The sequence below is a fragment of the Stenotrophomonas sp. YJH_SMC_127 genome, assembly GCF_059372445.1.
Genome location: NZ_JCAFVO010000001.1, coordinates 245,037 through 270,188, shown reverse-complemented (window position 1 = coordinate 270,188; position 25,152 = coordinate 245,037). Strand labels below are relative to the sequence as shown.

The following is a 25,152-nucleotide window of genomic DNA, read 5'->3' as shown; positions in this document are numbered from 1 at the left end:
CCACCAGGATGACACCATGAAATTCTCCGAAAACTGGCTGCGCAGCCACGTCCCGACCGGCGCTTCGCGCGATGAACTGAGTGCAGTGCTGACCGCCATCGGCCTGGAAGTGGAAGACGTGACCGCGCTGGGCGAAGGCCTCGACCACGTGGTCGTGGCACGCATCGTCGACGCGGTGCGCCATCCGGAAGCGGATCGCCTGCAGGTGTGCAGGGTTGATGCCGGGCAGGGCGAACTGCTGCAGATCGTGTGCGGCGCCCCGAACGCGCGCCCGGGCCTGGTCGCGCCGCTGGCGATGGTCGGTGCGCAGATCGGCGAGCTGAAGATCAAGCCGGCCAAGCTGCGTGGCGTCGAGTCCAACGGCATGCTGTGCTCGGCCAAGGAACTGGGCCTGGACAACGATGCTTCCGGCCTGCTGGAACTGCCCGACGACGCACCGGTCGGCCAGACCCTGGTCGAGTACCTGGGCCTGCCGGATGCCAGCATCGAGATCAAGCTGACCCCGAACCGCGCCGACTGCTTCAGCCTGCGCGGCATCGCCTACGACGTCGCCGCCGCCACCCGCAGTGAAGTGCTGGACTTCGCTGCCGACGCCATTCCGGCAGTCGGCAGCCGTGAGCTGAGCATCCAGCTCGACGCCGGCGCCGAAGCGCCGCGTTACCTGGGCCGTGTCATCGAAGGCGTCAATGCTGCCGCCAGGACCCCGTTGTGGATGGCCGAGCGCCTGCGCCGCAGTGGCGTGCGTCCGGTCTCGCTGCTGGTCGACATCACCCAGTATGTGATGCTGGAGCTGGGCCAGCCGATGCACGCCTACGACCTGGGCACCCTGCAGGGCAGCATCGCCGTGCGCCGTTCGCGCGCGGGCGAGACGCTGAAGCTGCTGGACGGCCGCGATGCTGCGCTGGACGACAGCTTCCTGGTGGTCACCGATGCTGACCGCGCGGTCGGCCTGGCCGGCCTGATGGGCGGCTTCGACACCCGCGTCACCGACGCGACCACCGCCGTGTTCCTGGAAGCGGCGCACTTCGCGCCGGCCGCGATCATGGGCCGTGGCCGCAAGCTGGGCCTGCACACCGATGCCGGTCATCGCTTCGAGCGCGGCGTCGATCCGGCGCTGCCGCGCACCGCGATCGAGTACGCCACCCGCCTGGTGCTGGACCTGGCCGGCGGTACCCCGGCACCGGTCACCGAGGCCGTGCGTGAAGCCGATCTGCCGCAGCCAGCGACCATCGTGCTGCGCCGCGCCCGCATCACCCGCGTGCTCGGCATCACCATCGACGATGCGGAAGTCGAGCGCATCCTGCGCGCGCTGGGCATGGACGTGGTCGCCGCCGCCGACGGCTGGCAGGTGGTCGCGCCGAGCCGCCGCTTCGACATCGCCATCGAAGAAGACCTGATCGAAGAGCTGGCCCGCATCCACGGTTACGAGCAGATCCCGACCACGCTGCCGGGCGGTGCCTCGCGCGTGGCGATGCCGAGCGAGACCCAGCTGGAGGCGCTGAGCGTGCGCCGCCAGCTGATCGCCCGTGACCAGCAGGAAACCGTCAATTTCGCCTTCGTCGACGACGCGCTGCTGACCCAGTGGCAGCTGCGCGACGGCCTGGTGCCGCTGGCCAACCCGCTGTCGGCCGAACTGGCGGTGATGCGCCCGTCGCTGCTGCCGGGCCTGGTCGCCACGTTGGGCCGCAACGCCGCCCGCCAGTTGGGCCGCGTGCGTCTGTTCGAGCTCGGCCGCGTGTTCGCCCAGCAGGCCGGAGACGGCCAGCCGGCACCGCTGGAAACCCCGCGCGTGGCCGCTGCGGTCTGCGGTGAGGCGCAGGCGGTGCAGTGGGGCCTGCCGACCCGCAAGGTCGACTTCCATGACCTGAAGGGCGACCTGGAATCGCTGGCGGCCGCCAGTGGCGCGCAACTGGAGTTCCGCCCGTCCGTCCGCGCCTACGGCCACCCGGCGCGTTCGGCCGAGGTGTTCCGCGATGGCGTGGCGATCGGCTGGATCGGCCAGATCCACCCGCGCCTGACCCGGGCGATGGATATCGAAGCCGACGTCTACGCCTTCGAGCTGGACCTGGAGCCGCTGACCGCCCGCCGACTGCCGCGCGCCGGCGAACTGTCGCGCTTCCCGGCGGTGCGTCGCGACCTGGCGTTCCTGGTGCCTGAACAGGTGGCCTGGGCCGATCTGGCGGCCACCGTCCGCCAGGCCGCCGGCCCGCTGCTGCGCGACCTGAACCTGTTCGACCGTTACGTCGGCCAGGGCGTCGAGCCGGGATTCAAGAGTCTCGCTATGGGCTTGATTTTGCAGGACAAGTCGCGCACTCTGACGGACCGCGACGTGGATGCGGTGGTGGCCGAGGCGGTCACTGCCATCGAGCGTGAACACCACGCCCGGATCCGCGGCTGAGCGGGCAGCACTCGGGGGTAGCAGGCAATGGCATTGACCAAGGCGGAGATGGCGGAAAAGCTGTTCGACGAAGTCGGTCTGAACAAGCGGGAAGCCAAGGAATTCGTCGACGCGTTTTTCGATGTGCTGCGTGAAGCATTGGAACAGGGACGTCAGGTGAAGCTGTCGGGCTTCGGTAATTTCGATCTGCGGCGCAAGAACCAGCGCCCGGGTCGCAACCCCAAGACCGGCGAGGAAATTCCGATTTCCGCCCGTACGGTGGTCACCTTCCGTCCGGGCCAGAAGCTCAAGGAGAGGGTGGAAGCTTATGCTGGATCCGGGCAGTAACCGCGAACTACCGCCGATCCCGGCCAAGCGCTACTTCACCATCGGTGAAGTCAGTGAGCTGTGCGACGTCAAGCCGCATGTCCTGCGCTACTGGGAAACCGAGTTTCCCAGCCTTGAGCCGGCCAAGCGCCGAGGCAACCGCCGCTACTACCAGCGCCACGACGTGCTGATGGTGCGGCAGATCCGCAGCCTGCTGTACGAACAGGGCTACACGATCGGTGGTGCACGCCTGCGTCTGGACGGCCCCGATGCCCGCGAGGAATCGGCGCTGAGCAACCAGATCATCAAGCAGGTGCGCATGGAGCTGGAAGAAGTGCTGCAGTTGCTGCGCCGCTGATCCCATTTCCATCGTAATCCGCTATACTTCACGGCCCGCCGCAGTGGCGGGCACATCGCAGCATCAGTCGGGGCGTAGCGCAGCCTGGTAGCGCATCTGCCTGGGGGGCAGAGGGTCGTCGGTTCGAATCCGGCCGTCCCGACCACTGTGATGAATCAAGAAGCCCGCGCAGCGATGCGTGGGCTTTTTTGTGCGTGCGGTGTATGCTGCGCGCCACTCGTACTACCGCGGCTGCTGAACCCGGTACTCACGAGAACACATCATGGATTCTGCAAGAAACCGTGCCTGGCGTCGCAGCCAGGCTCGCAACCGTGGTGGCGACCGCGCCACGACCGCCTACAGCTACAAGCCCGAGAAGAACTGGAAGCTGCTGTATACGCGCGATGCCAAGCTCGCGCGCGCACGCCAGCTGGGCTTCACTTATCCGGTCCTCAGCGCCCGCCAACTGCAGGAACAGGAATGATCAACCTGCTGTTCGTCTGCAGCCGCAACCAGCTGCGCAGCCCGACCGCCGAAGCCATGTGGCGACGGCGACCCGGCTTCGCTGCGCTGTCGGCCGGCACCAGCCCGCATGCACGACGCCCCATCGGCCCGGCGGATATCCGCTGGGCCGATGTCATCTTCGTGATGGAGGCCAAGCACCAGCATCGCCTGCAGGCCGCCTATGCGCGCCTGCTGGAACACAAGCGCCTGCATTGCCTGGATATCCCCGACGACTATCGCTGCATGGATCCGCTGTTGATGGACCTGCTGGATGCAAAGGTGACCACGTATCTCGATCAGCTGCCGGCAAAGCGGTAGATCAGTTCCGGATCGCCTTCGTCCAATCCGTGCACGATGCCGCTGTCGATGAAACCCGAAGCGGCGAGCAGGCGTTGCATGCCGGTATTGGAAGCATTGGTCGAAGTGAACAGCCTGCCGTGGCCGTGCAGCGCGATGGCATGGCGCAGCAGGGCGGCGCCGACGCCCTGGCTGCGTTGTTCGCGCGCCACCATCAGCATCTCGACGAAGGCTTCGCCGAAGAAGTGATGGTGGATGACCAGGTAACCGGCCAGCTGGCCGGCCCATTCGGCCACGTGCATGCCACCATTGGCCTGCCAGTCGCTGATCTGCCGTGCGCGTTGCGGATCGTGGACCGCAACGCTGTCGAGCGCGATCAACGCGGAAACGTCGGCAGGCATTGACTCGCGGATGTGCAACATCGTCGAGGAGGGATCGGGCGGCACCATCGAAGGCTCCTGGGCTGGGTGCGCCCAGTCTATCGATCGCGTCGGCCGTGTCTGCGCATCCGCCACAGCCAGCGTGTGGTCGGCAGTCAATACACACGGAACTCGGCACGGCAGCCGTCGCTGACCCACACGCCGCGGCGGTCCCAGCCCCAGTTGCGATCCTCGACGCACGGTGTCACCGACTTCTGCTTGACCAGGCGTACCTCGTGGCGCACACGGATGCGGCATTCCTTGTCCTTCTGCTCGTAGGACTCGCAGACCAGGCGCTCGCCATCGTCATCGCGGTCACGGTCACGGTCCCGGCCGCGCCCCGGCCAGCGGCCGCGTCCCTGTCCGTCGGCCACGAACTCGGCGCGACAGCCGTCGGTGACCCAGAGCATGCGGCGGCTCTGGCCCCAGTTCTGGTCCTCTACGCAGCGAGTGACCGACAGCTGCCTGGCCAGGCGCATGCGGCCTTCGATCGGGCACTGCTGGGTCTTGTTGAACTGCGATTCGCAGCGCAGCGGCGCAATGGGATCGCTGTCGTAATCCTGGGCGGCCACCGTGGTGGCGGCCAGCAGCAGGGCCAGGGTGGGGAGGGCAATCGGCAGCAGCAGGCGATGGGTCATGGGGGGGCCTCGGCAGGGGAACGGGCCGCAAGAATGGACCAGCCCGGGGCCATCGGAACGGATCGTTCCGGCGTTGGCTCAGTGGGGATTTAGTAGTGTGCACCGGCCCATGCAGAGCCTTACATCCCTTATCATCGCGGCACATCCGATCGCATCGGCTTACACCTTCTTACATCTCTCCCACGCTTGCCGGCCCAGCCTGTGGCTGCCGTCACTGGCGTGCAGCCGGCGTGTGGAGGAGGATGCGCGGACCACGACGACCACAGGGGGTTGCGTTGATCAGCAGTACCGTCATTCATCGCTCGGCTGGCGCAGAGGCCGGGCAGGTGCGTGTCCTGGACACCACGTTCAAGGGCAAGCATGTGTTCATTGCGTGGGGCCTGCGCGGGCCGGAACTGGCCCGCAGCGCGGACCCGCCCACCACCGTGGCTGCGCGCAAGGCGCTGCATGCCGTGGCCGGCCACAGCGAGGGACCGCGCAGCCCGGAAGTGTTCATCGCCAACCAGTCGGCGGTGGCGATTACCGTCTATCGGCTGCTGACCGAGGCGCGTTCGGGCGATGCCATCTTCTTCCTGTGTGATTCGCAGGCCGTGGTCGACTGGTTGATCACCGCACTGGAAGTGCAGGGCGAAGGCTGACAGCGCGCAGGGTCAGGCCAGTGCCGCATCCACCGCCGCCAGGGCGTGCAGGGTGGTGGTGTCGTACAGCGGCACCGGGCTGTCCTCGGCGCGGACCAGCAACATGATTTCGGTACAGCCGAGGATGATCGCTTCGGCGCCGCGTGCGACCAGGCGCGCGATCACGCCGGCGTATGCCTGCCGCGAATGCTCGCTGACCACGCCGCAGATCAGCTCCTGGTAGATGATGTCGTGCACGCTGCGGCGATCATCGGCCTCCGGAACCAGTACCTCCAGCCCGAAGCGGTCCTGCAGCCGGTCGCGGTAGAACGCCTGCTCCATGGTGAAGGCGGTGCCGAGCAGTCCCACCTTGCGGATGCCGGCCTGCAGGATCGCCGCGGCGGTCGGGTCCGCGATATGCAGCAGGGGCAGCGGGCATCCGGCTTCGATCCGGCCGGCCAGCGTGTGCATGGTGTTGGTGCAGATCACCAGCAGCTCGGCGCCACCGGCCTGCAGCCGCCGTGCAGCATCGAGCATGTGGTTGCCCAGCAGATCCCATTGGCCGTCGTGCTGCAGCTGCTTGATGCCGGCGAAATCCACCGACCACAGCAGCAGTTGCGCCGAATGTGCACCACCGAGGCGATGCCGCACCGCCTCGTTGATGAGCCGGTAGTACTGCGCCGAGCTTTCCCAGCTCATGCCGCCGATCAGGCCAAGGGTCTTCATGCACTGCTCCAAGCCAGAGACGGCCATTGCAGCACAGATGGCAGTGGCGCTGCCGTGCACGGGCGCCGGCATCTGTAACCGTCGCATCCACCGCCCGCTGTATGTGCCGCGTCCTGCATGGGTGCCCTATGCTGGTGCCGTCTTCTGAAGTGGAAACCGGCAATGGCCCTGCATACCTGGTGGTGGTTCCTGGCCACGGTCTTCGTGCTGTGCGGGACGCCCGGGCCGAACATGCTGCACATCCTCGGGCGCAGCGTCGGGCTGGGGTTCCGTGGCAGCGTGCCGGCCATGGCCGGCTGCCTGCTGGCGATGCTGCTGGTGCTGGCCGCATCCGCTGCGGGCCTGAGCGCGTTGCTGCACTCCTCGCCGATGCTGTTCGAAGTGCTGCGCTATCTCGGTGTGGCCTACCTGGCCTGGCTTGGCATCAAGGCGTGGCGTGACAGTTGCCGCCCGGCACCCGCGGTGGCCGATGCTGCCGAGGTCACACTGGCGCCGGTACATGGCGCAGCGACGGTATTCCGTGGCGGCCTGTGGGTTGGCTTGAGCAACCCCAAGCTGTTGTTGTTCGCCGCGGCGTTCCTGCCGCAGTTCGTTGATCCGTCGCGTAGCCAGGCCGTGCAGTACAGCGTGCTGGTGGCGACCTTCGCGGCCTGCGAACTGTTCTGGTACGTGATGTACGCCGCCGGTGGCCACGGCCTGCGTCGTTGGCTTGCAAAGCCATTCGCACGGCGCTGGTTCGAGCGGCTGGTGGGAAGCGTGTTCCTGGCCTTCGCGGTGGCGCTGCTGCGCTTCCGGCCGCGCTGATTCACGCCGCACACGCGGCCTTTTCACGATTGCCGCATCGGCTGCGGCCTAGCCTGATCACACCGTTTGCGTTCCCTGCGGGGTAAGGACTGACATGATCAAGTGGGCCATCATTTTCGCCATCATCGGCATCATCGCCGGCGTGCTGGGCTTCGGCGGCATCGCCGGTGCCGCTGTGGGCATCGCCAAATTCCTGTTCTGGGCCGGCATCATCATTGCCGTGGTGCTGTTCCTGATCGGCATGAGCGTGGCGAAGAAGGTCAGCTAGCACCTGTCGCGCAGCAGCGCGTTCAGTGCGCGCTGCTGCGCGAGAACAGGTTGATCACCAGCACGCCGGCGCAGATCAGCGCGATGCCGGCCAGCGCAGCTGCATCCAGCCGCTGCTTGAACACCACCAGGCCGATCAGCGAGATCAGCACGATGCCGACGCCGGACCAGATCGCATAGGCGATGCCGGTCGGCACCGACTTCATGGTGACCGACAGCAGGTAGAAGCACAGCCCGTAGCCGACCAGCGCGCCCAGTGTCGGCCACAGCCGGCTCATGCCGTCCGAGGCCTTAAGCAGCGACGTGGCAATCACTTCCAGCACGATGGCGGCGGCCAGGTAGATATAGGGGTTCATCGCGGGCTCCGGGTCACTGCGGGTCGCACAGCTTGAGGGCCTGCTCGGCCATCGCCAGCGCATTGAGGCGCTCTGCTTCGTCCAGCGGCCGACCATAGGCGGTGGCCCAATAGCCATCGGCCGCGCAGCGTGCCGCGTACAGGCGCGGATCGCCGGCTTCGCCGGGGAACTCGGCCAGCATCGCGCGCTTCCAGTCGCGCCAGTGCGCCAGCAGGGCCGGCTCCATCAGGTTGCCCAGGGTCAGGCCGATGTCGTTGTCCTGTTCCTGCTGCAGCAGGTGCTCGAAGTTGGCCCGCACATAGGCGCGGCTGAAGCAGCCGTGGCCGGGCGTGCCGTCCTGCAGGAGCGCGCGCACACGCGCCTCGAATTCGCCGATGAGTGCGCCGATGGCTTCATCGACCAGTGCCTGCTTGCTGCTGAAATGGTGGAACAACGCGCCCTTGCTGACCCCGGCCACGCGCGCGACATCCTGCACGGTCAGTGCCGCCAGCCCGTGCTGGCCAATCACGGCAATGGTGGCGTGCAGCAATGACTGGCGCACGCTGTCGGGCGCTTTGCGCCGCGAGCGGGGAGGGGGGGAGGACATGATGGGAAGAAACCGACTGGACGGTATGATTGTAGCGCAGCCGGATCGCGTCACCGGCGCGACCATCGGCCACCGCCCGGTGGGAGCCGGATCAATCGTCGATGCGTGCGAAACGCGCCTGCGGGCCGTGTTTGCCTGGGACCTGCTCGACGAACATCGGGTAGGGGCGTACCCACAGGCCACCTTCGCCGTAGAGTGCGCGGTACAGCACCAATGGTTCCAGCGTCTCGCTGCTGCGGACGATGTCGATCACTTCGTATTCGCCGCCCTTGAAGTGGCGATACCGGCCACGGGCGAGGTCGGGCAGGGGACTCAGCTCAGCCATGACGGGTCGTGCTCACTTGCGCGCCGGGCTGGCGGGCGTGGCGCAGTACGCGTCGATCGCCTCGGCGCTGTTGGCCAGGCCGTGTGCCTGTGCCAGCTCCCAGGGCCGCTCGCAGCGCTGGCTGTGCTCGCACCACTGGTAGCCGGCCGAGCCGATGCAGCCGTGCGCGTCGCGATCGCCGCCTACCTTGGGCATGGTGGTCGAAGGCTTGCCGTCGGCACGCGGGGCTGCATTGTCCGGGCTCGCGCATGCGGCCAGAACCAGCAGCGCTGGAATCAGAAGAAGCACCTTCATGCGCGAGCTCCGTGCGTAAAGCAACATTTTCTGTCGCAAATAGCCCGTCAGCAAGCGCTCAATGCACGGCGGCGCGGACCAACTCTTCGATCAGAATCAGATAGCTGGCCACGAAATAGAACTTCAGCAACGTCGAACGCTGGTGCGAGAAGAAGGTGCGCATGTGGAAGGGGCCCCTGTTGATGATGGTAGTGTGAAGCCCGGCTGACTCCGTGACAAGGATCACGGAATGAACGAGCTAAACGGACTCAGGGATGTGATGAGGGCGGGGTTCTGACGCACTGGCGCGGACTTTTCGTACAAATCTGATAGGCCATTCCGGAGGCGGTCGCTAGCCTGATGGTGTAACGGCGAGCGGCACGTCTGCCTGCCACCGCACCCTCTATCCGCAGGAGCCTCCCCATGGTCATCACCGTCCAATGCACTGCCCAGCGCTGGTCCGTACTGCACCCGCAGGCACGCGAGGCCACCCGCTACGCACGTGGCGCCGACGCCTTTGACGCCGCCGCCGCGCTGGCCCTGGAGCATCACCGCCGCACCGGCCAGCGCAGCACGGTGCGGGTCGCGGCGCTTGGCAATACGGTAGACGCGCTTCACGTCGGAGAGTGACGCCAGCAACCGTGACGCAGTCAGGTCCGGTTGCGTTGTTTGAATGGGGAAAAACTGCCGTTGCGCTCCCCTCTGTGCGCCGGGCCGTGAATCCCGGATGCTTGCGCCATCGTATTCATCTGGAGATTTCGATGGGCAACGCACTCACTTGGCGCACCCTGGCCTGCACCCTGTTGCCGATGCTGGCGGCGGCCGGCGGCGCCCAGGCGCAGAGCTATGGCTACGGCTATGACGACGACCGCTATGGTGGCCGCGATGGCAGCGGCATCGTGCGCTGCGAGTCGGTCAAGAACCGCAGCAATGAGTGCCGCCTGGACGGCCGCGCGCGGTTGATCCGCCAGTTGTCCGGTTCGCCCTGTGTGGAAGGTGAGACCTGGGGCCAGTCGCGCAACGGCGTCTGGGTCACACAGGGGTGCCGTGCCGAATTCGTCGGTGAATACCGCCGCGGTGGCGGCTGGGGTGGCAATGGTGGCGGCTGGGGCAATGGCAATGGCAACGGATGGGGCGGCGGCGATGTGGTCACCTGCCATTCCAATGGACATCGGCAGGAGTACTGCGATGCGCGCATCCGCCGGGGTGTGCGCCTGATCCGCCAGGACTCACGCAGCGCCTGCATCGAAGGCCAGAGCTGGGGCTGGGATCGCCGCGGCATCTGGGTGAGTGATGGCTGCCGGGCGCAGTTCCAGGTGAACTGAGCTTTACGGGTTCAGCCCATGAAAATCAGAATAATCTGATACAGCTCACATTTTGAACGCCGTATTGTCTGCGATCAGGGCACGTTGCGTGCCCTGAATTCCAGCGGTGCCGTGTGCCATAACCGGCATGGGCATCCCGCCGCCATCGATACGCTGCCTCAAGGAGTGAGCTGCATGTTGATCCGCCTGCAATGCGAACAGCGCCAGTGGCGCGTGCTGCATCCGGACCGCCCGGAGCCGATCGAGTTCCGCGATGGCGCCCGCGCCTACGACTTCGCCGAGACCCTGGCCCGCCTGCACTTTGTCGACACCGGTCAGCGTGCGGCCGTGCGCGTGGAAGCCAGCGGCGCATTCGTCGAAGCGGTCAGTTACGGCTGAGCGCGGGTGCCTGCCAAGGCAGGCACCCGGAATTCCATCATCCACGCATGGCGTGGATCTACGGGTTGCGAGCCTGGAGGGTGCGGACGCTGTCCGCGCCCATTGCGCCCTGTGTGGATCTACCGGGTGGTGATCGGCCTCAGCCTGCCGCGCTGAGCGGCGGGGTACCTGCGGCGAGCTGCGGCCAGCGCTTGAGCACAGCAGCGCGGATGCCGGCGGCGTCGATGCCGGCTTCGGCCAGCAGGTCTTCGCGGCTGGCATGGTGCTGGTAGCTGTCGGGCAGCCCCAGGTGCAGGATCGGACGCAGCACGCCTTCGGCATTGAGCAGCTCACCAACACCGGAGCCGGCGCCACCGGCCACCACGTTGTCTTCGATCGTCACCAGGCCCTCGTGCTGGGCGGCGACAGCCAGCACCAGCTCGCGGTCCAGCGGCTTGATGAAACGCATGTTGACCACGCTCAGGCCCAGTTCGCGGCCGACCTGCTCGGCGGCGGCCACGGTGCTGCCGAAGGCGAGCAGGGCAATGCGGCTGCCCTGCAGGCGCAGTTCGCCCTTGCCGATCGGCAGGGTCGACAGGTCGGTGCCGGCTGCAACGCCGGTGCCGGTACCGCGCGGGTAGCGCACGGCGGCCGGGCCCGGGTGCTGCAGGCCGGTGCTGAGCATCTGCCGGCACTCGGCTTCGTTGGACGGTGCCATCACCACCAGGTTCGGCACGCAACGCAGGAAGCTCAGGTCGAGGTTGCCGGCATGGGTCGCACCGTCCGGGCCGACCACGCCGGCGCGGTCAATCGCGAACAGCACGTCCAGGTCCTGGATCGCCACGTCATGTACCAGCTGGTCGTACGCGCGCTGCAGGAAGGTCGAGTAGATCGCCACCACCGGCTTGCCACCCTGGGTAGCCATGCCAGCGGCGAGGGTGACCGCATGCTGCTCGGCAATCGCAACGTCGAAATAGCGCTGCGGGTATTCCTTGCTGAAACGCACCAGGCCGGAGCCTTCGCGCATCGCCGGGGTGATGCCGTACAGGCGCGGCTCGGCGGCGGCGGCATCGCACAGCCAGTCGCTGAATACATCGGTGTAGGTCGGCTTCTTGGCCCCGGCCTTGGCCACCAGCCCCTTGTCCGGATCGAACGGGCCCACGGCGTGGTAACCGATCTGGTCGCCCTCGGCCGGCTCGTAACCCTTGCCCTTGGTGGTCATCACATGCAGCAGCTTCGGGCCCTTGGAGGCGCGCAGCGTCTTCAGCGTGGACAGCAGGGCGGGCATGTCGTGGCCGTCGATCGGGCCGGTGTAGTGGAAGCCCATTTCCTCGAACATCGTGGAGGGCACGAACATGCCCTTCCAGTGTTCTTCCCAGCGCTTCACGAAGCGTGCCGGGTTGTTCTTCTTGTCACCGAGAATCTTCTTGCCGCCTTCGCGCAGCGCGTTGAGCGTGCGGCTGCCGGTGGCGCGGCCCAGCATCTTGGTCAGGCCGCCCACGGCCTCGGAGATCGACATGTTGTTGTCGTTGAGGATCACCAGCAGGTTCGGCTCCGGCTCCATGCCGCCAGCGTGCATCAGCGCTTCGAACGCCATGCCGGCGGTCATCGCGCCGTCACCGATCACCGCCACGATCTTGCGGTCGTCGCCTTCGGACTGGCGGGCGATGGCCATGCCCAGTGCGGCCGAGATCGAGGTCGAGGAGTGGCCGACACCAAAAGTGTCGTACTCGCTTTCCTCGCGCTTCGGGAACGGCGCGATGCCGTCCTTCTGCTTGACGGTGTGGATTTCGTCGCGGCGGCCGGTCAGGATCTTGTGCGGGTAGGTCTGATGGCCGACGTCCCAGACCAGCTGGTCGTGCGGTGTCTGGTACAGGTAGTGCAGGGCCACGGTGAGTTCGATCACGCCCAGGCCGGCGGCGAAGTGACCGCCACTCTTGCCCACCGATTCAATGAGGTAGGCGCGCAGTTCGTCGGCAACCGCCCTCAATTCGGATTCGTCGAACGTGCGCAGGTCATCCGGCGTCTGGATGCGCGCGAGGCGGGGATAGCGGGCAGAGTCGATCATCATGTTCGCACTTTTTCTGAACGCCCATTTTCGCCCTCAAACGGGGGTGGGGCAAGCAAACGCCGCCGTCCGTGACAGGACGGTGAGGGTTGCATTTTCAGGCGTTCAGGTGCTCAGTTTCGAGCGCTTGGGCAATTGCGCCTTCAGGAAGGCCATCTGGTCGGCCAGGATGTTGCGGTTGGACAGGATCAGGTGCTCGATCCAGCTGGGCCGGTAGGGCACTGCCAGCAGGGGCATGCCGGCCTGCTGCGGGGTGCGGTCGCTCTTGCGCGAATTGCAGTGGAAGCAGGCGGTGACCACGTTTTCCCAGCAGTCCAGGCCGCCCTTGGACAGAGGCATGACGTGGTCGCGGGTGAGCGTGGGGCGGCTGAACTGCTGGCCGCAGTACATGCACAGATGGGCATCGCGGGCGAAAAGGGCCTGGTTGGTCAGGTTCGGCGTCGGGTCGATCGCACGGGAGCGGGCGTGGCCGCGGGCGGCGATGATCGGGTGCAGGTCCATGCCGCTCTGCAGGCCGCTGAAGCGGTTGGTGCCGCCGTGGATGTGCAGGCAGGGGTCGCCGAGCGTCCAGGCCACCGCCTCGCGGGCGTAGAGGCAGGCCGCATCCTGCCAAGTGATCCAGTCCAGTACGCGTCCGTGGGCATCAAGCGAGAGCAGCCGGACCGAACCGGGGCGATGCAGCGTCGTGGCGTTGGGCGATGCTTCGGCGCCCGGAGCAGAAAACGGAGCTCCGGCTTCGATCAGACCCAAGCGTGTAGTGTCTGTCTCCATCGGGAGAACAGCTTATACCTGAATCATTGCGATTTGGGTATCGCCCGGAGGGCGAAACCCAAATCGCAATGATTCAGGTCCGCGCATTCCTCCTATCCCCCGCACCTGTCGGTGCGCGCCCTTTAGCAACCCAGCCCGCCGTCGGCGCGCTGGGTTGCCCGCGCATTCTTCCTAATCCCCGCGCCTGTCGGCGCGCCCCTTTAACAAAAGGGGGCTCTTCTCCAGAAGGATTTCAGGGGTTCTCATCCACGCGTGGCGTGGATCTACAGCAGCGGAAATCTGTCGAAGGCGGGGTGGGTCCGGTGGCGTGCGCCGTCCCCCGCAATTGGACCCACCTCGCCATCCCGCAGGAAGCCGGCTGTTGCGGTTGCCGGCCAGCGGCCGGCACTACCGCGGGTGCCGGGCGAAGCCCGGCTCAGGCGCCGAAGCGCTCGTCGTCCATGGCCATCAGCGGCGCGGCGCCGGCCTGGATCGCGGCGGCGTGGCTGAGGGTGCGCGGCAGCACGCGGGCGAAGTAGAACCGTGCGGTCTCGCGCTTGCCCTGGGCGAAGGCGGCGCCGTGCGCGCTGGCATCGGCGGCGGCCACGCTGCGGGCCCACCAGTAGGCCAGCACCACGTAACCCGAATAGAACAGGTAGTCGTAGCTGGCCGCGCCCAGTTCGTCGGGATTGGCGGCCGCGCGCTGCAGCACGTCCATCGTCAGCTTGCCCCATTCGGCGGCCTTGGCGCGCAGCGGGCCGATGAACTCGGCCAGCGCTTCGTTGCCCTCGTGTTCCTTGGCGAAGGCTTCGATCTCGGCCAGCATCAGCTTCAGGCCGGCGCCCTGGCTGGATGCGGTCTTGCGGCCGATCAGGTCCAGCGCCTGGATGCCGGTGGTGCCTTCATACAGCGTGGTGATGCGTGCATCGCGGGCCAGCTGCTCCATGCCGTGCTCGCGGATGTAGCCGTGGCCACCGAAGCACTGCAGGGCGTTGTAGGTGTTCTCGATGCCCCATTCGGTCTGGCAGGCCTTGGAGATCGGGGTCAGGAAACTCACCAGGGTGTCGGCGCGCTCGCGCTCGGCGGCATCCTCGGCGTGGTGGGCGATGTCGATCAGGGTGGCGGCGTGCAGCGCCAGCAGGCGGCTGCCTTCGACCAGCGACTTCACGGTCAGCAGCATGCGACGCACGTCCGGGTGGACCAGGATCGGGTCGGCCGGCTTGTCCGGGAACCTGGCGCCGCTCAGGGCGCGCGACTGCAGGCGCTCACGGCTGTACTTCAGTGCGTTCTGGTAGGCGCGCTCGGACAGGCCGATGCCCTGCAGGCCGACACCCAGGCGCGCGGTGTTCATCATGGTGAACATGGCCTGCAGGCCCTTGTGCGGTTGGCCGACCAGGTAACCCTGCGCACCATCGAAGTTCATCACGCAGGTGACCGACCCCTTGATGCCCATCTTGTGTTCGATCGAGCCACAGCGCAGTGCATTGCGCTCGCCGACGTTGCCATCGCGGTCGACCTTGAACTTCGGGGTGACGAACAGCGAGATGCCCTTGGCGCCCGGAGGGGCGTCGGGCAGCTTGGCCAGCACCAGGTGCACGATGTTCCCGGTCAGGTCGTGCTCGCCGGCGGTGATGAAGATCTTGGTGCCGGTGATCGAGTAGCTGCCGTCGGCGTTCGGCTCGGCCTTGGTCTTGAGCAGGCCCAGGTCGGTGCCGCAGTGCGGCTCGGTCAGGCACATCGTGCCGGTCCAGCGGCCTTCGATCAGCGGCTTGAGGAAGGCGTCGTGCTGCCACGCCTCGCCGTGCTGCTTCAGCGCTTCGATGGCGCCGTGCGAGAGCAGCGGGAAGTTGCCCCACGCCAGGTTGGCGGCGTTGATCATTTCGTTGAGCGGCACCCCCAGGGTGTGCGGCAGGCCCTGGCCGCCCAGCTCCGGCGAGGCGGTCAGGCCGGTCCAGCCGCCATCGACGAACTGGTCGTAGGCCTGCTTGAAGCCGGGCGGGGTGGTCACTTCACCGGTGGCCTGGTCGAGTACGCAGCCGATCTCGTCGCCGACGCTGTTGAGCGGGGCCAGCACGGTGGCGCTGAAGCGGCCGGCTTCCTCCAGCACGGCATCGACCACGTCGGCGGTGGCGTCGGTGAAGCCCAGGCGGGCGAACAGGGGTTCGACCTTGAGCACGTCGTGCAGGGCGAAACGGAGGTCGGAAAGCGGGGCGGTGTAGCTGCTCATCGGTACGTCTCGATTTGATCAGGGCAGAGGGGAGCGGCGCCGGGCGCCGCGACGAAAGGCGGGTTCAGCGCAGCACGCCGGGCAGGCCGGGGGCCTGGTTGAGGGTGCTGCGGCTGCTGATGTCGAAGCTGCGCTGCTTCTTTTCCTGCGGCGTGGCCGCCACCGTTCCCTTCAGGGCGTAGGCCAGGGTGCGGTTGCTGGCCAGCGCGTCGGCCACCACCAGGCGCGCGGTCGAGCTGGGCACGAGGTCGACATTGATGACGTCGGCGGAGGTGCCGCCGATGGAGATGCCGGGCTTGACCTGCAGGGTGCCGGCATCGCTGTCGCCGACGGTCAGCGCCAGTGAGACATCATCGAAGGTCATCGGCATCGAGCTGAAGTTCTGCAGGCGCAGGGCCACGGTCCAGTTGCCGTCGGCACGCACGGTCAGCTGCTGCAGGCTGGCCGCCGGTTCCGAAACACGCTTGACGATGCCGTTGCTGCAGGCAACAAGGGCGAGGGTGCACAGGACGATCAAGGCGGTACGGAAGCGGTGGAGCATGGGCGCAAGTCCTCTGGAGGGGGTGCGTTGGGGTAAGCATACTACGGCGTATGGTTTTATGGATCGCCCGGGGCGACCCGTCCGCAGAGGGTAGCGCGTGAAGATGGCGGTCGGGCATGCACAACGCCGGATGGCGCGCGCACGATGCGCCGGATGCGAAGCGGTTCAGTCGGCCGCGGGATCGCGCAGCGGGGCCATCAGGCGCAGTGGCCCGAGGTTGTACCCCATCGACTCGGCCTTGGCTTTCAACTGTTCGAACCGATCGCGCTCCATCTCCGGCAGGCGCGAGAGGATCCACAGATACTTGCGGCCGGGTTCGCCGACCAGGGCCCATTGATAGTCCGGGTCCAGCGCCAGCACCCAGTAGTCGGCCCAGACCAGGGGCGCCCAGCTCAGCCAGTCGGGGACGAAGCGCACCTGCAGTTGCCCGGGATGGCCGGCCACCGGGCGTGCCACGCCTTCGGCGACCACGCGCTCGCCGTCACCCTTGCGGCAGGCATTGGTGACGCTGATGCGGCCGTCGCGGCGCAGGCCATAGTTGGCGGTGATGTCGCCCACGCACTGCTTCTGGAACGAGACTGGAAGATGCGCGATCTCGTGCCATTGGCCCGCGTAGCGATCAATGTCCAGGTGCTCGACCGCGCGCACCGGTTCAGTGGCGATCACCGGGAAGGCGGCCAGCAGCAGGCAGGCGAGCAGGGCGGGGCGCAGATGCATTGGCAGGCTCCAGGCAGGAGTCTGGAGCGTAGGTGCCGCGGCCCGTGCCGGTGTAAATGTTTCGTCAACCGGGCCACGGTGGTCGCCGCTTGCGCGAAGCGCGAATAAAAAAAAGACCTGCATTTCTGCAGGTCTCTGAAGATGGTGGCCGAAGACGGAATCGAACCGCCGACACGGGGATTTTCAATCCCCTGCTCTACCAACTGAGCTACTCGGCCAAATTGTGTGGCTACCGCGGTGAGTGCGGTTTCCGGAAAAAAAAGACCCGCATTTCTGCAGGCCTTCGAAAGTGGTGGCCGAAGACGGAATCGAACCGCCGACACGGGGATTTTCAATCCCCTGCTCTACCAACTGAGCTACTCGGCCACATGTTTCGTTGCAGCGAGGTCGCTGCCAAGGACGCGTATATTACGGAGGTCGGCTGCCTTCGGCAAGCGTTTTGCCAAGATTTCTTCACATTGCCCTCTGCGCGCTCGCAAGTGCTTGATCCTCCGTTGTGGGGCGGGGCGTGGCCCATCGATTGTCGTCTGCGGTGGAAATCAGCAGGTCGCCGCGTTCGCCAAAGCTGCAAGGGCAAGGGGTGCGCCGGACCCGCGCGGGTCCGGGCAATGGAACGCTGTTTTCGTGGCCGCCATCGGGGATCGCCGCAGCGTAGTGTCGGCAGTCCTTTCCCGATGCTGGCAACAGCAGAGACCTGGCCATGTCCGATTCCTCCACCGCGTCCCGCATCGTGCTTGCCTCGCGTCCGCAGGGGGCGCCAAGTGCAGCCAATTTCCGCCTGGAACAGGTTGCGCTGCCGGCACTGGCCGATGGCGAAGTGCTGCTGCGCAACCGCTACCTTTCGTTGGACCCGTACATGCGAGGACGCATGGACGAGGGCCCGTCGTATGCCGCGCCGGTGGCGGTAGGGGCGGTGATGGAAGGCCAGACCGTGGCCGAGGTGCTGCAATCCAAGGCCGAGGGCGTAACCGCAGGCGAGCTGGTGCTGGCGCCGGGTGGCTGGCAGACCCACGCGGTGCTGCCGGCCAAGGCGCTGGGGCGTCGTCTGGATCCAGCCGGGCTGCCGCTCAGTACGGCGCTGGGGGTATATGGCATGCCCGGCTTCACCGCCTATTCCAGCCTGCATGAAATCGCCCGTCTGAAGCCGGGCGAGACGTTGGTGGTAGCCGCCGCGACCGGGCCGGTGGGCGCGACCGTGGCGCAGCTGGCCAAGCTGCAGGGCGCGCGCGTGGTCGCCATCGCCGGTGGCGAGGCCAAGCGTGCCTATCTGCAGACGCTGGGCGTGGACGTGGCGCTGGATCATCGCGTGGCTGATTTTGCGGACCAGCTGCGCGCGGCAGTGCCTGCGGGCATCGACGTGTACTTCGAGAATGTCGGCGGCCATGTGCTGGATGCGGTGCTGCCGCTGCTCAACGACTTCGCCCGCATTCCGGTCTGCGGCACCATCGCTACCTACAACGAGCGGGGCGTCGAGCAGCCTGGCCCGGATCGGCTGCCGTCACTGTTCAACCAGATCCTGCGCCAGCGCCTGACCGTGCGTGGTTTCATCGTGCACGACTTCAACCACCTGTGGCCGGACTTCGAACGCGAGATGCCGCAGTGGCTGCGCGAGGGCCGCATCCAGTACCGCGAGGATGTGGTGGAAGGTCTGGAGAAGGCGCCGGAGGCGTTCTTCGGGCTGTTGCAGGGGCGCAACTTCGGCAAGCTGGTGGTGAAGCTGGATTGAGTGCTTGGTGGGTGTGCCGACCAAGGTCGGCCACTACCGGAAGCTGGGTGTGCCGACCAAGGTCGGCGGCTATCGGGTGGCGTCAGCCGTTGGCGACCTTTTCCCGGCGCAGCAGTTCGCGCTTGCGCGCAACGCCCCAGGCATAGCCGGACAGGTCACCGTCGCGGCGCACCACGCGGTGGCAGGGCACGGCTACCGCCAATGGATTGCTCGCGCAGGCACGTGCCACCGCACGACTCGAGCGTGGTGCACCGATATGCGCGGCAATATCCGCATACGACGCGGTCTGGCCGCGCGGAATCTGCTGCAGTGCCTGCCATACCCGCTGCTGGAAGGCGGTGCCGCGGATATCCAGCGGCAGTGTGGCGCCTCGCGAGGGATCCTCGACCAGGCCCACCACCTGTGCCACCAGTTGCTCATAGCCGTGGTCGGCACCGACCAGTTCGGCCTGGCGGAAGCGTTGCTGCAGTGACTGCAGCAGCGCCTCCGGATCGTCGCCGAGCAGGATCGCGACCACGCCGGTCCCGCTGCTGGCCACCAGCACGCTGCCCAGTGAGCTTTCGGCAAGCGCGAAGTGGATGACTTCGCCGCGACCACCTGCGCGCCATTGCTTGGGAGTCATGCCCAGCAACTTTGGTGCGTTCTCGTAGAAGCGCCCGCTGGAGCCGAAGCCGGCATCGTGGAAGGCATCGGTGATGCGCTCCTGCTGTTCGAGCCCGGTGCGCAGGCGGTCGGCGCGCAGCGCGGCAGCGTACTGCTTGGGGGTCAGCCCGGTGGCCTGTTTGAACAGGCGATGCAGGCGCGTCGGGCTGCAGCCGGCGATGTCGGCCAGCTCCTGCAGCGAGGGCTCGTCGAGGCTGGCCTGCAGATGGCGGCAGACCCGTTCGACGCGGGCGTCGAGGGCGGTGGTGGCGGTGCTGTCCATGGGCGGATTCTGGCACGTGCTGGTTCTGCGGAAACTCCGTTTCCTGCACCTGGCCGCGAGGCCCGGAAACGGAGTGTTGGTGGGCCGGAGGCGCGGCATCGTGGCGGCCACTCCACAACCGGTACCACCCTCATGCGCCTGAACAACAAGATCGCCCTCATCACCGGTGCCAGCGCTGGCATTGGTCGTGCCAGCGCGCTGCGCTTTGCTGCCGAAGGGGCAAAACTGGTGCTCAATGCGCGGCGGCCGCAACCGCTGCACGCACTGGCCGAGCAGATCCGTGGCGCCGGCGGCGAGGTGGTGATGCATGCCGCCGATGTGGCTGATCCGGGCACGGCGCAGGCGCTGGTGGATCTGGCCCAACAGTCATTCGGAGGCCTGGACATCGCGCTCAACAATGCCGGGATGCTCGGCCCCGGCGTACCGGCGGCGGAGTTCCCGGCGGATGCATGGCGCGAGGTGATGGCCACCAATCTCGATGCCGCCTTCCATGCCGCACGCGCGCAGTTGCCGGCATTGCTGGCACGCGGGGGTGGCTCGCTGGTGTTTGTCGGTACCTTTGTCGGCCATACCGTGGGCTTCCCGGGCATGGCCGCCTACGCGTCGAGCAAGGCCGGACTGATCGGCCTGAGCCAGGTGATCGCCGCCGAGTACGGCGCGCGTGGCGTACGCAGCAACGTGCTGCTGCCTGGCGGTACCGATACCGAGATGGGCCGGCAGGCCGCACCCACCGGCGATGCCCGCGACTTCGTGCGCTCGCTGCACGCACTCAAGCGCATGGCCGAGCCGGAGGAGATCGCCAACGCGGCGCTGTTCCTGGCCAGCGATGAAAGCAGTTTCGTTACCGGTACCGCGATGCGTGTTGAAGGTGGAGTGTCGATCACCCGTACCTGAGCGGCGTCATGAGCGCGGCGTGTAGTGGATACCGCTGCTGGCCATGAAGCCTTTCGGGTCGAACCGGGCCCATGCCTCGCCCCACTCGAACCGGGCGCGGCCACCTGCCAGTTTGCGCCCCAGAGCCGTGGCCAAGGTGCGACGCATGAAAGCGACTTCGGCATCGATCGCGACCTGGGTCGGCCAGCCGTCTTCCAGTGTCGCACCCGGCAGATCGACGCCGATCGTCACCATGTCGAGCTGTTGCCCGTGGAAGCACAGGCTGATGCCGGCGGGCGCACCGCCCAGACTGACCCGGTGCAGGCTGAGCCAGTGATAGCCGGTGCCGGCATCGCGCTCGCCATGCATCAGCGTGGCGAAGGCGATGCGCGCCTCCTCCAGTGACAGGGTGGGGCAGATCAACGTCGTCAGGTGGCCGAGCTGGATGCTGCCGTCCGCTGGATCGAGGCGCATTGGCAGCGTACGCGCGGCGTGCTGGGCGGGAGGTGACATCGCGGACTGGCTGGGCATGTTGGTCCGGATTCTGCAGAGCCGTGAGCTGCGGCGGCAAGCGGAACTGCACACGCTGTTCGCGCGGGCCTGACCTGCGGATCACTGCGCAGCCTCTAGCGTGAAGTCCTGATCGGCCTTCGCCGGCACAGGAGACTTCGATGAGCGAGCGCGACAAAGACCCTGGCGATCCGAAACAGGGCGTACAGGAAAGCCGTCAGGACAGGGCGCAGGAGGACGTGGCAAAGCAGCGGCCGGGGCAGCGCGATCAGCAGGTGCGTGATACGCATTCGCGTGGTCCACGCCGCAAGGACGGGGATCAGGAACCTGCCTGACTCGTGATCGATGCAAGAAAAAACCCGCAGATCGCGACGATCGGCGGGTCTTCTTAATGAGTGGTGGAGCCAAGGAGGATCGAACTCCTGACCTCGTCATTGCGAACGACGCGCTCTCCCAGCTGAGCTATGGCCCCACGGCAGGGCTTCAGTGTAGCCAACTGGCTGCGCCTTGCCAAGCCGACCCGGGATGTGCCGGACGGCGTGGCATGAAGGCGTGCACTGTGCCGAAACCGTCCGGTTTGTCTGGCCCGGATGCCGCGCAACGAAATCGTAACAATTTGGGGGATAATGGCGGCTTGCGCAGTTCTCCTCCTTTTTGCCGCCCGGCTCGCGCAGGCCGCACGGACGCCTCCTCAGAGCATTCCATGCCCTCCCATTCCGATTCCCGCCGCCTGTCGGGTATGTCGTCTTCCTTCGTTTCCTTCCGCCGCCATCCGCTGGCCCTGGCCTGTGCCGGCCTGGCCCTGGTCGGCAGCTTTGGTGCCGCCGCGCAGGACAGCGCGCCGACCCCGACGGGCCTGGACACGATCACCGTGACCGCCGAGCACCGCGAGCAGAACCTGCAGGAAGTGCCGGTCTCGGTGGGCGTGGTGCAGGGCGAGCGCATGCGCGACTTCACCGCCGGCGGCGACGACACCCTGCTGGCGCTGTCCGGCCGCGTGCCGAGCCTGTATGCGGAAACCACCACCGGCCGCATCTTCCCGCGCTTCTATATCCGCGGCCTGGGCAACATCGACTTCTACCTGGGTGCCTCGCAGCCGGTGTCGATCATCCAGGACGATGTGGTGCTGGAGCACGTGGTGCTGAAGTCCAACCCGGTCTATGACGTGGACCAGGTGGAAGTGCTGCGCGGCCCGCAGGGCTCGCTGTTCGGCCGCAACACCACCGCCGGCATCATCAAGTTCGACACGCTGAAGCCGACCCAGGACTACACCGGCCGCGTCAGCGCCAGCTATGCGACCTACAACAGCGTGTCGATCGACGGCGGCTTTGGCGGCCCGATCAACGACATCGCCTCGTTCCGCGTGTCGGCGCTGTACCAGCACCGCGACGACTACGTCGACAACACCTACAAGGGCCCGAGCGCTGACGGCACGGTCAGCCCGAAGAAGAACGCCATGGGCGGCTTCGATGACCGCAACGTGCGCGCGCAGCTGCTGCTGACCCCGAGCGACCAGTTCTCGATCCTGGCCTCGGCCCACGCCCGTGATTACGAAGGCACCTCGACCCTGTTCCTGCGTGGTGCGCTGACCAAGGGCTCGAACAAGACCGACGTGCCGCGCGACCAGGTCGCCTACGACGAAGCCGACAACAACCCGCAGGCCTACAAGACCTACGGCGGCTCGGTGAAGGCACGCTACGACTTCGGCGCGATCGACTTCACCTCGATCACCGCCTATGAGACCACCTCCGGCTACAGCCGTGGTGACACCGACGGCGGCGCTGCGGTGAACTTCCCGGTCAACGGCGTGCCGAACGGCTACGGCCAGTCGATGGGCCGCATCCGTGATCTGGACCAGTGGACCCAGGAATTCCGCCTGGCCAGCCATGACGACAGCGCCCTGCAGTGGCAGGCCGGTGCGTTCTACTTCAACGGCAGCGACACCACCGACTTCTACCAGCGTGCGTGGTTCCTGCAGGGTGCGGCCCGCAACCCGAACAACTGGGTGCGACTGCGCAATAAGAACACCTCGTGGGCCGGTTTCGGCCAGCTGAGCTACGCCTTCACCGACAAGTTCACCGTCACGGCCGGCCTGCGCCAGACCAAGGACGAGAAGCACACCCGCCTGCTGAAGACCGCTGACACCGCCGCCGGCGTGGTGACCTACAAGGGCCGCACCGACGTCAAGATGTCCGACACCACCCCGAGCTGGGATCTGAGCGCGATGTACCAGATCACGCCGGACGTGAGCGTCTATGCGAAGGTCGCACGCGGCTTCCGCGGCCCGACCATCCAGGGCCGTTCGGCGGTGTTCAATGCCGACTTCACCACCGCCGATTCCGAGACCATCCTGTCCTGGGAAGCCGGCGTGAAGAGCAGCCTGTGGGACAATCGCCTGCGCCTGAACGCCACCGCGTTCACCTACACCGTCAATGACATCCAGCTCAACGGCAACGATTCGGACGGCAACGGCGTGCTGTTCAATGCCGACAAGGCCAAGGCCTACGGTTTCGAAGCGGACATGGAGCTGCGCCCGATCCCGAACCTGACCCTGAGCGCCGGCGTCAGCCTGCTGCACAGCGAGATCAAGGACAAGCGCGTCTACGCGCAGGTCTGCGGCCTCAACGGCAAGGTGGTGTGCACGGTGAATGACCCGACCATCAAGGTCGGTGCCAACACCTTCGCGCAGATCGACGGCAACCCGCTGCCGAACGCGCCGAAGTACAACGTCAACCTGGCCGCCCGCTACGACTTCCCGGTCAGCGACGCGGGCACCATGTTCGTGTCCACCGACTGGAACAAGCAGGGCTACACCAGCTTCGTGCTGTACGACAGCAAGGAGTTCAACTCCAAGGGTGATTTCGAGGGCGGCCTGAAGATCGGCTACTCGGGCAACTACGGTGCCTATGAAGTGGCGCTGTTCGCGCGCAACATCACTAACGAGAAGAACCTCAAGGGTGTGATCGAGAACTACATGGCCGCGGTCTACAACGAACCGCGCACCGTCGGTGTCTCGTTGAACATGAACTGGTAAGGCGTTGCCGCGAGGGTGGGCGGTCCCACCCTCGCACTGCTGGAGTGCGCAGGGCGGCCCGGTGATCCGGGTCGCCCTTCTTGTTGCGTTCGACGGCGGCGGGAATGCAATCCGGCGCCGCGCCCGGTGCTTCAGCGTGCCGGCAGCAGCGCCTGCAGCCGCGCTTCCAGCTCTTGCTGGCGCCAGCCGGCCAGTGCGGCCGGCCACTGGCGGCGTTCCAGATAGCTTTCCAGGTGCTTGCGTGAGGCCAATACGCCATCCGGCAGGCCCAGTTCGCGGCTGCGCTCGGCAACCGCGTCCTGCAGCTTCTTCAGTGCCTGCTTGTTGCTGTCGTTGGCCGGCAGCGCCAGCGGTGCTTCGGCCTCATCGGCCAGCGGCGTATCCAGCGCCTGCCACACAGCGCCCGCGAGCTTGCGCGGTGCCTTCGGGAACTGTTCGAACAGCTTGCCCAGTGCGGCGGCATCGGCCGGTGGCGTGCGTGCCAGCGTGGCGGCCAGTTCGTTGTCCAGGATCCAGCTGCGCGGGCGGTCGCTGCTGCGTGCCTGCACATCGCGCCAGCGCAGCAGACGCAGCAGCCGATGCTGTGCGGCCGTGTCGAGGAACTGCGCCGAGCGCATCGCCAGGTGCGGCCAACGGTCTTCGTCGTTGGCGACGCTGGCCAGCAGGCGCTCGCCGTCGTCGTGCAGCCACTGCTGGCGGCCCAGCGCCTGCAACCTGGCATCGATGGCGTCATGCAGCGCGAACAGGTGCTCGACATCGTCGGCGGCGTACTGCAGCTGCGACTCGGACAACGGGCGGCGCATCCAGTCCGAACGGGTTTCGCCCTTGGCCAGCGCCACGCCGGTGATTTCCGCGACCAGCTTCTGGTAGCCCATACCGCCACCGATGCCGGCCAGCGAGGCGCCGATCTGGGTGTCGAACAGCGGACGTGGCAACACGCCGCAGGCCCACTTGAAGGCGACCAGGTCTTCGCTGGCGCTGTGCATCACCTTGACGATCGATTCATCGGCCAGCCACGGCGCCAGCGCCTCGGTCATGCCGGGAATCAGGGGGTCGATCAGCAGGATGTCCTGCCCGACCGCCATCTGCACCAGGGCCAACTGCGGCCAGAAGGTGCGTTCACGGATGAATTCGGTGTCCAGGCCGATGCGGGCCGGACGCTGCTGGAAGTACGGATCCAGCTCGGCGGGGGTGGTGATCCAGATTGCCACGGGTCAGGGCCTACTACTCGGGTTTGCTCAGGCAG

Annotated in this window: 30 protein-coding genes and 4 tRNA genes; 16 read left to right on the top strand and 18 right to left on the bottom strand. The window is 66.8% G+C overall.

What is annotated here, in order from left to right; all coding sequences use genetic code 11:
* The first annotated feature begins 16 nt into the window (after positions 1-16).
* The 6 genes from pheT to AC5QAB_RS01240 all read left to right on the top strand — a co-directional run bounded on the left by pheT (position 17) and on the right by AC5QAB_RS01240 (position 3,863).
* Positions 17-2,398, top strand: coding sequence for a phenylalanine--tRNA ligase subunit beta (gene pheT, locus AC5QAB_RS01265; protein WP_495233115.1), 2,382 nt, complete (start codon positions 17-19; stop codon positions 2,396-2,398).
* Between the two features lie 27 nt (positions 2,399-2,425).
* Positions 2,426-2,725, top strand: a complete 300-nt coding sequence (locus tag AC5QAB_RS01260; protein ID WP_005410432.1) for an integration host factor subunit alpha — start codon at positions 2,426-2,428, stop codon at positions 2,723-2,725.
* Positions 2,706-3,062: a MerR family transcriptional regulator gene (locus AC5QAB_RS01255; protein ID WP_005410431.1), complete on the top strand. Its 357-nt coding sequence runs from the start codon at positions 2,706-2,708 to the stop codon at positions 3,060-3,062. Before AC5QAB_RS01260 ends, AC5QAB_RS01255 begins: the two co-directional genes overlap by 20 nt.
* A gap of 68 nt (positions 3,063-3,130) precedes the next feature.
* Positions 3,131-3,207, top strand: a tRNA-Pro gene (locus AC5QAB_RS01250).
* 117 nt (positions 3,208-3,324) lie between these two features.
* Positions 3,325-3,525: a hypothetical protein gene (locus tag AC5QAB_RS01245; RefSeq protein WP_014647847.1), complete on the top strand. Its 201-nt coding sequence runs from the start codon at positions 3,325-3,327 to the stop codon at positions 3,523-3,525.
* Positions 3,522-3,863, top strand: coding sequence for a low molecular weight protein tyrosine phosphatase family protein (locus tag AC5QAB_RS01240; protein ID WP_049442387.1), 342 nt, complete (start codon positions 3,522-3,524; stop codon positions 3,861-3,863). The genes AC5QAB_RS01245 and AC5QAB_RS01240 overlap by 4 nt, the downstream gene beginning before the upstream one ends.
* Here the strand turns inward: AC5QAB_RS01240 and AC5QAB_RS01235 are convergent.
* Together AC5QAB_RS01235 and AC5QAB_RS01230 are read right to left on the bottom strand one after the other, a co-directional pair.
* On the bottom strand, positions 3,842-4,291 hold the full coding sequence (locus AC5QAB_RS01235) for a GNAT family N-acetyltransferase (protein ID WP_495233114.1): 450 nt from the start codon (positions 4,289-4,291) through the stop codon (positions 3,842-3,844). The two genes, AC5QAB_RS01240 and AC5QAB_RS01235, sit on opposite strands and share 22 nt — an antisense overlap.
* Before the next feature lie 86 nt (positions 4,292-4,377).
* The gene (locus AC5QAB_RS01230) at positions 4,378-4,899 is read right to left on the bottom strand and encodes a DUF3011 domain-containing protein (RefSeq protein ID WP_014647845.1); all 522 of its coding nucleotides are present in this window, start codon (positions 4,897-4,899) and stop codon (positions 4,378-4,380) included.
* A 242-nt stretch (positions 4,900-5,141) separates the two neighbouring features.
* On the opposite strand from AC5QAB_RS01230, the gene AC5QAB_RS01225 reads away from it, so the two are divergent.
* The gene (locus tag AC5QAB_RS01225; protein ID WP_321210777.1) at positions 5,142-5,537 is read left to right on the top strand and encodes a hypothetical protein; all 396 of its coding nucleotides are present in this window, start codon (positions 5,142-5,144) and stop codon (positions 5,535-5,537) included.
* Positions 5,538-5,549: 12 nt separating this feature from the next.
* On the opposite strand, the gene AC5QAB_RS01220 is transcribed toward AC5QAB_RS01225, so the two are convergent.
* Positions 5,550-6,242: an aspartate/glutamate racemase family protein gene (locus tag AC5QAB_RS01220; RefSeq protein WP_262217039.1), complete on the bottom strand. Its 693-nt coding sequence runs from the start codon at positions 6,240-6,242 to the stop codon at positions 5,550-5,552.
* 162 nt (positions 6,243-6,404) lie between these two features.
* Between AC5QAB_RS01220 and AC5QAB_RS01215 the strand changes: the two genes are divergently transcribed.
* A complete protein-coding gene (locus AC5QAB_RS01215; RefSeq protein ID WP_014647842.1) occupies positions 6,405-7,046 on the top strand; it encodes a LysE family translocator in 642 nt (213 codons plus the stop codon).
* A gap of 94 nt (positions 7,047-7,140) precedes the next feature.
* Positions 7,141-7,314 carry a DUF1328 domain-containing protein gene (locus AC5QAB_RS01210; protein WP_005417836.1) on the top strand — a complete coding sequence of 58 codons (174 nt, stop codon included), beginning with the start codon at positions 7,141-7,143 and terminating at the stop codon, positions 7,312-7,314.
* Between the two features lie 22 nt (positions 7,315-7,336).
* Here the strand turns inward: AC5QAB_RS01210 and AC5QAB_RS01205 are convergent, their stop codons facing one another.
* The 4 genes from AC5QAB_RS01205 to AC5QAB_RS01190 all read right to left on the bottom strand — a co-directional run bounded on the left by AC5QAB_RS01205 (position 7,337) and on the right by AC5QAB_RS01190 (position 8,874).
* Positions 7,337-7,669, bottom strand: coding sequence for an SMR family transporter (locus tag AC5QAB_RS01205; protein WP_014647841.1), 333 nt, complete (start codon positions 7,667-7,669; stop codon positions 7,337-7,339).
* Positions 7,670-7,682: 13 nt separating this feature from the next.
* Positions 7,683-8,255, bottom strand: a complete 573-nt coding sequence (locus AC5QAB_RS01200) for a TetR/AcrR family transcriptional regulator (RefSeq protein ID WP_046431777.1) — start codon at positions 8,253-8,255, stop codon at positions 7,683-7,685.
* Between the two features lie 91 nt (positions 8,256-8,346).
* Complete coding sequence (locus AC5QAB_RS01195) at positions 8,347-8,580, bottom strand: DUF1653 domain-containing protein (RefSeq protein ID WP_014647839.1); 234 nt, start codon at positions 8,578-8,580, stop codon at positions 8,347-8,349.
* Positions 8,581-8,592: 12 nt separating this feature from the next.
* Positions 8,593-8,874 carry a hypothetical protein gene (locus AC5QAB_RS01190; protein ID WP_014647838.1) on the bottom strand — a complete coding sequence of 94 codons (282 nt, stop codon included), beginning with the start codon at positions 8,872-8,874 and terminating at the stop codon, positions 8,593-8,595.
* A 402-nt stretch (positions 8,875-9,276) separates the two neighbouring features.
* Between AC5QAB_RS01190 and AC5QAB_RS01185 the strand changes: the two genes are divergently transcribed.
* The 3 genes from AC5QAB_RS01185 (at position 9,277) to AC5QAB_RS01175 (ending at position 10,556) form a co-directional block, all read left to right on the top strand.
* Positions 9,277-9,483, top strand: coding sequence for a hypothetical protein (locus AC5QAB_RS01185; protein ID WP_032956178.1), 207 nt, complete (start codon positions 9,277-9,279; stop codon positions 9,481-9,483).
* A gap of 131 nt (positions 9,484-9,614) precedes the next feature.
* Positions 9,615-10,178: a DUF3011 domain-containing protein gene (locus AC5QAB_RS01180; protein ID WP_014647830.1), complete on the top strand. Its 564-nt coding sequence runs from the start codon at positions 9,615-9,617 to the stop codon at positions 10,176-10,178.
* Between the two features lie 174 nt (positions 10,179-10,352).
* The gene (locus AC5QAB_RS01175) at positions 10,353-10,556 is read left to right on the top strand and encodes a hypothetical protein (RefSeq protein ID WP_005417823.1); all 204 of its coding nucleotides are present in this window, start codon (positions 10,353-10,355) and stop codon (positions 10,554-10,556) included.
* A 139-nt stretch (positions 10,557-10,695) separates the two neighbouring features.
* Here AC5QAB_RS01175 and dxs read toward each other — a convergent pair whose 3' ends face one another.
* The 7 genes from dxs to AC5QAB_RS01140 all read right to left on the bottom strand — a co-directional run bounded on the left by dxs (position 10,696) and on the right by AC5QAB_RS01140 (position 17,204).
* Positions 10,696-12,603: a 1-deoxy-D-xylulose-5-phosphate synthase gene (dxs, locus tag AC5QAB_RS01170; protein WP_032956193.1), complete on the bottom strand. Its 1,908-nt coding sequence runs from the start codon at positions 12,601-12,603 to the stop codon at positions 10,696-10,698.
* Positions 12,604-12,708: 105 nt separating this feature from the next.
* Positions 12,709-13,374, bottom strand: coding sequence for an HNH endonuclease (locus AC5QAB_RS01165; RefSeq protein WP_032956174.1), 666 nt, complete (start codon positions 13,372-13,374; stop codon positions 12,709-12,711).
* Between the two features lie 415 nt (positions 13,375-13,789).
* Complete coding sequence (locus tag AC5QAB_RS01160; protein WP_049405024.1) at positions 13,790-15,580, bottom strand: acyl-CoA dehydrogenase C-terminal domain-containing protein; 1,791 nt, start codon at positions 15,578-15,580, stop codon at positions 13,790-13,792.
* Positions 15,581-15,644: 64 nt separating this feature from the next.
* Positions 15,645-16,121 carry an LEA/WHy family protein gene (locus tag AC5QAB_RS01155; protein ID WP_014647826.1) on the bottom strand — a complete coding sequence of 159 codons (477 nt, stop codon included), beginning with the start codon at positions 16,119-16,121 and terminating at the stop codon, positions 15,645-15,647.
* Between the two features lie 165 nt (positions 16,122-16,286).
* On the bottom strand, positions 16,287-16,838 hold the full coding sequence (locus AC5QAB_RS01150) for a lipocalin family protein (protein ID WP_164110622.1): 552 nt from the start codon (positions 16,836-16,838) through the stop codon (positions 16,287-16,289).
* Positions 16,839-16,980: 142 nt separating this feature from the next.
* Positions 16,981-17,056, bottom strand: a tRNA-Phe gene (locus AC5QAB_RS01145).
* 72 nt (positions 17,057-17,128) lie between these two features.
* A tRNA-Phe gene (locus AC5QAB_RS01140) sits at positions 17,129-17,204 on the bottom strand.
* Between the two features lie 334 nt (positions 17,205-17,538).
* Here AC5QAB_RS01140 and curA point away from each other — a divergent pair.
* Positions 17,539-18,564, top strand: a complete 1,026-nt coding sequence (gene curA / locus AC5QAB_RS01135) for an NADPH-dependent curcumin/dihydrocurcumin reductase (RefSeq protein WP_495233113.1) — start codon at positions 17,539-17,541, stop codon at positions 18,562-18,564.
* Between the two features lie 82 nt (positions 18,565-18,646).
* Here curA and AC5QAB_RS01130 read toward each other — a convergent pair whose 3' ends face one another.
* On the bottom strand, positions 18,647-19,489 hold the full coding sequence (locus tag AC5QAB_RS01130) for a bifunctional transcriptional activator/DNA repair enzyme AdaA (RefSeq protein ID WP_049408320.1): 843 nt from the start codon (positions 19,487-19,489) through the stop codon (positions 18,647-18,649).
* A 132-nt stretch (positions 19,490-19,621) separates the two neighbouring features.
* Between AC5QAB_RS01130 and AC5QAB_RS01125 the strand changes: the two genes are divergently transcribed.
* Positions 19,622-20,383 carry an SDR family oxidoreductase gene (locus AC5QAB_RS01125; protein WP_014647822.1) on the top strand — a complete coding sequence of 254 codons (762 nt, stop codon included), beginning with the start codon at positions 19,622-19,624 and terminating at the stop codon, positions 20,381-20,383.
* A gap of 6 nt (positions 20,384-20,389) precedes the next feature.
* Here AC5QAB_RS01125 and AC5QAB_RS01120 read toward each other — a convergent pair whose 3' ends face one another.
* Entirely contained in the window at positions 20,390-20,875 is a 486-nt protein-coding gene (locus AC5QAB_RS01120; RefSeq protein WP_142235357.1) for a hypothetical protein, read from the bottom strand.
* A 158-nt stretch (positions 20,876-21,033) separates the two neighbouring features.
* Between AC5QAB_RS01120 and AC5QAB_RS01115 the strand changes: the two genes are divergently transcribed.
* The gene (locus AC5QAB_RS01115; protein ID WP_006457496.1) at positions 21,034-21,207 is read left to right on the top strand and encodes a hypothetical protein; all 174 of its coding nucleotides are present in this window, start codon (positions 21,034-21,036) and stop codon (positions 21,205-21,207) included.
* Positions 21,208-21,268: 61 nt separating this feature from the next.
* On the opposite strand, the gene AC5QAB_RS01110 is transcribed toward AC5QAB_RS01115, so the two are convergent.
* A tRNA-Ala gene (locus tag AC5QAB_RS01110) sits at positions 21,269-21,344 on the bottom strand.
* Positions 21,345-21,575: 231 nt separating this feature from the next.
* Here AC5QAB_RS01110 and AC5QAB_RS01105 point away from each other — a divergent pair.
* Positions 21,576-23,906 carry a TonB-dependent receptor gene (locus AC5QAB_RS01105; protein WP_046431763.1) on the top strand — a complete coding sequence of 777 codons (2,331 nt, stop codon included), beginning with the start codon at positions 21,576-21,578 and terminating at the stop codon, positions 23,904-23,906.
* A 131-nt stretch (positions 23,907-24,037) separates the two neighbouring features.
* On the opposite strand, the gene rnd is transcribed toward AC5QAB_RS01105, so the two are convergent.
* Positions 24,038-25,117: a ribonuclease D gene (rnd, locus tag AC5QAB_RS01100; RefSeq protein ID WP_014647819.1), complete on the bottom strand. Its 1,080-nt coding sequence runs from the start codon at positions 25,115-25,117 to the stop codon at positions 24,038-24,040.
* Positions 25,118-25,152: the final 35 nt, after the last annotated feature.

Coding starts and splice junctions, on each gene's coding strand:
- AC5QAB_RS01215 (WP_014647842.1), top strand. CDS start 6,405: ATGGCCCTGCATACCTGGTGGTGGTTCCTGGCCACGGTCTTCGTGCTG.
- AC5QAB_RS01210 (WP_005417836.1), top strand. CDS start 7,141: ATGATCAAGTGGGCCATCATTTTCGCCATCATCGGCATCATCGCCGGC.
- AC5QAB_RS01260 (WP_005410432.1), top strand. CDS start 2,426: ATGGCATTGACCAAGGCGGAGATGGCGGAAAAGCTGTTCGACGAAGTC.
- AC5QAB_RS01220 (WP_262217039.1), bottom strand. CDS start 6,242: ATGAAGACCCTTGGCCTGATCGGCGGCATGAGCTGGGAAAGCTCGGCG.
- AC5QAB_RS01240 (WP_049442387.1), top strand. CDS start 3,522: ATGATCAACCTGCTGTTCGTCTGCAGCCGCAACCAGCTGCGCAGCCCG.
- AC5QAB_RS01255 (WP_005410431.1), top strand. CDS start 2,706: ATGCTGGATCCGGGCAGTAACCGCGAACTACCGCCGATCCCGGCCAAG.
- pheT (WP_495233115.1), top strand. CDS start 17: ATGAAATTCTCCGAAAACTGGCTGCGCAGCCACGTCCCGACCGGCGCT.
- curA (WP_495233113.1), top strand. CDS start 17,539: ATGTCCGATTCCTCCACCGCGTCCCGCATCGTGCTTGCCTCGCGTCCG.
- AC5QAB_RS01165 (WP_032956174.1), bottom strand. CDS start 13,374: ATGGAGACAGACACTACACGCTTGGGTCTGATCGAAGCCGGAGCTCCG.
- AC5QAB_RS01235 (WP_495233114.1), bottom strand. CDS start 4,291: ATGGTGCCGCCCGATCCCTCCTCGACGATGTTGCACATCCGCGAGTCA.
- AC5QAB_RS01245 (WP_014647847.1), top strand. CDS start 3,325: ATGGATTCTGCAAGAAACCGTGCCTGGCGTCGCAGCCAGGCTCGCAAC.
- AC5QAB_RS01185 (WP_032956178.1), top strand. CDS start 9,277: ATGGTCATCACCGTCCAATGCACTGCCCAGCGCTGGTCCGTACTGCAC.
- AC5QAB_RS01225 (WP_321210777.1), top strand. CDS start 5,142: ATGCGCGGACCACGACGACCACAGGGGGTTGCGTTGATCAGCAGTACC.
- AC5QAB_RS01190 (WP_014647838.1), bottom strand. CDS start 8,874: ATGAAGGTGCTTCTTCTGATTCCAGCGCTGCTGGTTCTGGCCGCATGC.
- AC5QAB_RS01200 (WP_046431777.1), bottom strand. CDS start 8,255: ATGTCCTCCCCCCCTCCCCGCTCGCGGCGCAAAGCGCCCGACAGCGTG.
- AC5QAB_RS01115 (WP_006457496.1), top strand. CDS start 21,034: ATGAGCGAGCGCGACAAAGACCCTGGCGATCCGAAACAGGGCGTACAG.
- dxs (WP_032956193.1), bottom strand. CDS start 12,603: ATGATCGACTCTGCCCGCTATCCCCGCCTCGCGCGCATCCAGACGCCG.
- AC5QAB_RS01125 (WP_014647822.1), top strand. CDS start 19,622: ATGCGCCTGAACAACAAGATCGCCCTCATCACCGGTGCCAGCGCTGGC.
- AC5QAB_RS01130 (WP_049408320.1), bottom strand. CDS start 19,489: ATGGACAGCACCGCCACCACCGCCCTCGACGCCCGCGTCGAACGGGTC.
- AC5QAB_RS01120 (WP_142235357.1), bottom strand. CDS start 20,875: ATGTCACCTCCCGCCCAGCACGCCGCGCGTACGCTGCCAATGCGCCTC.
- AC5QAB_RS01150 (WP_164110622.1), bottom strand. CDS start 16,838: ATGCATCTGCGCCCCGCCCTGCTCGCCTGCCTGCTGCTGGCCGCCTTC.
- AC5QAB_RS01230 (WP_014647845.1), bottom strand. CDS start 4,899: ATGACCCATCGCCTGCTGCTGCCGATTGCCCTCCCCACCCTGGCCCTG.
- AC5QAB_RS01105 (WP_046431763.1), top strand. CDS start 21,576: ATGCCCTCCCATTCCGATTCCCGCCGCCTGTCGGGTATGTCGTCTTCC.
- AC5QAB_RS01155 (WP_014647826.1), bottom strand. CDS start 16,121: ATGCTCCACCGCTTCCGTACCGCCTTGATCGTCCTGTGCACCCTCGCC.
- AC5QAB_RS01195 (WP_014647839.1), bottom strand. CDS start 8,580: ATGGCTGAGCTGAGTCCCCTGCCCGACCTCGCCCGTGGCCGGTATCGC.
- AC5QAB_RS01205 (WP_014647841.1), bottom strand. CDS start 7,669: ATGAACCCCTATATCTACCTGGCCGCCGCCATCGTGCTGGAAGTGATT.
- AC5QAB_RS01175 (WP_005417823.1), top strand. CDS start 10,353: ATGTTGATCCGCCTGCAATGCGAACAGCGCCAGTGGCGCGTGCTGCAT.
- AC5QAB_RS01180 (WP_014647830.1), top strand. CDS start 9,615: ATGGGCAACGCACTCACTTGGCGCACCCTGGCCTGCACCCTGTTGCCG.
- AC5QAB_RS01160 (WP_049405024.1), bottom strand. CDS start 15,580: ATGAGCAGCTACACCGCCCCGCTTTCCGACCTCCGTTTCGCCCTGCAC.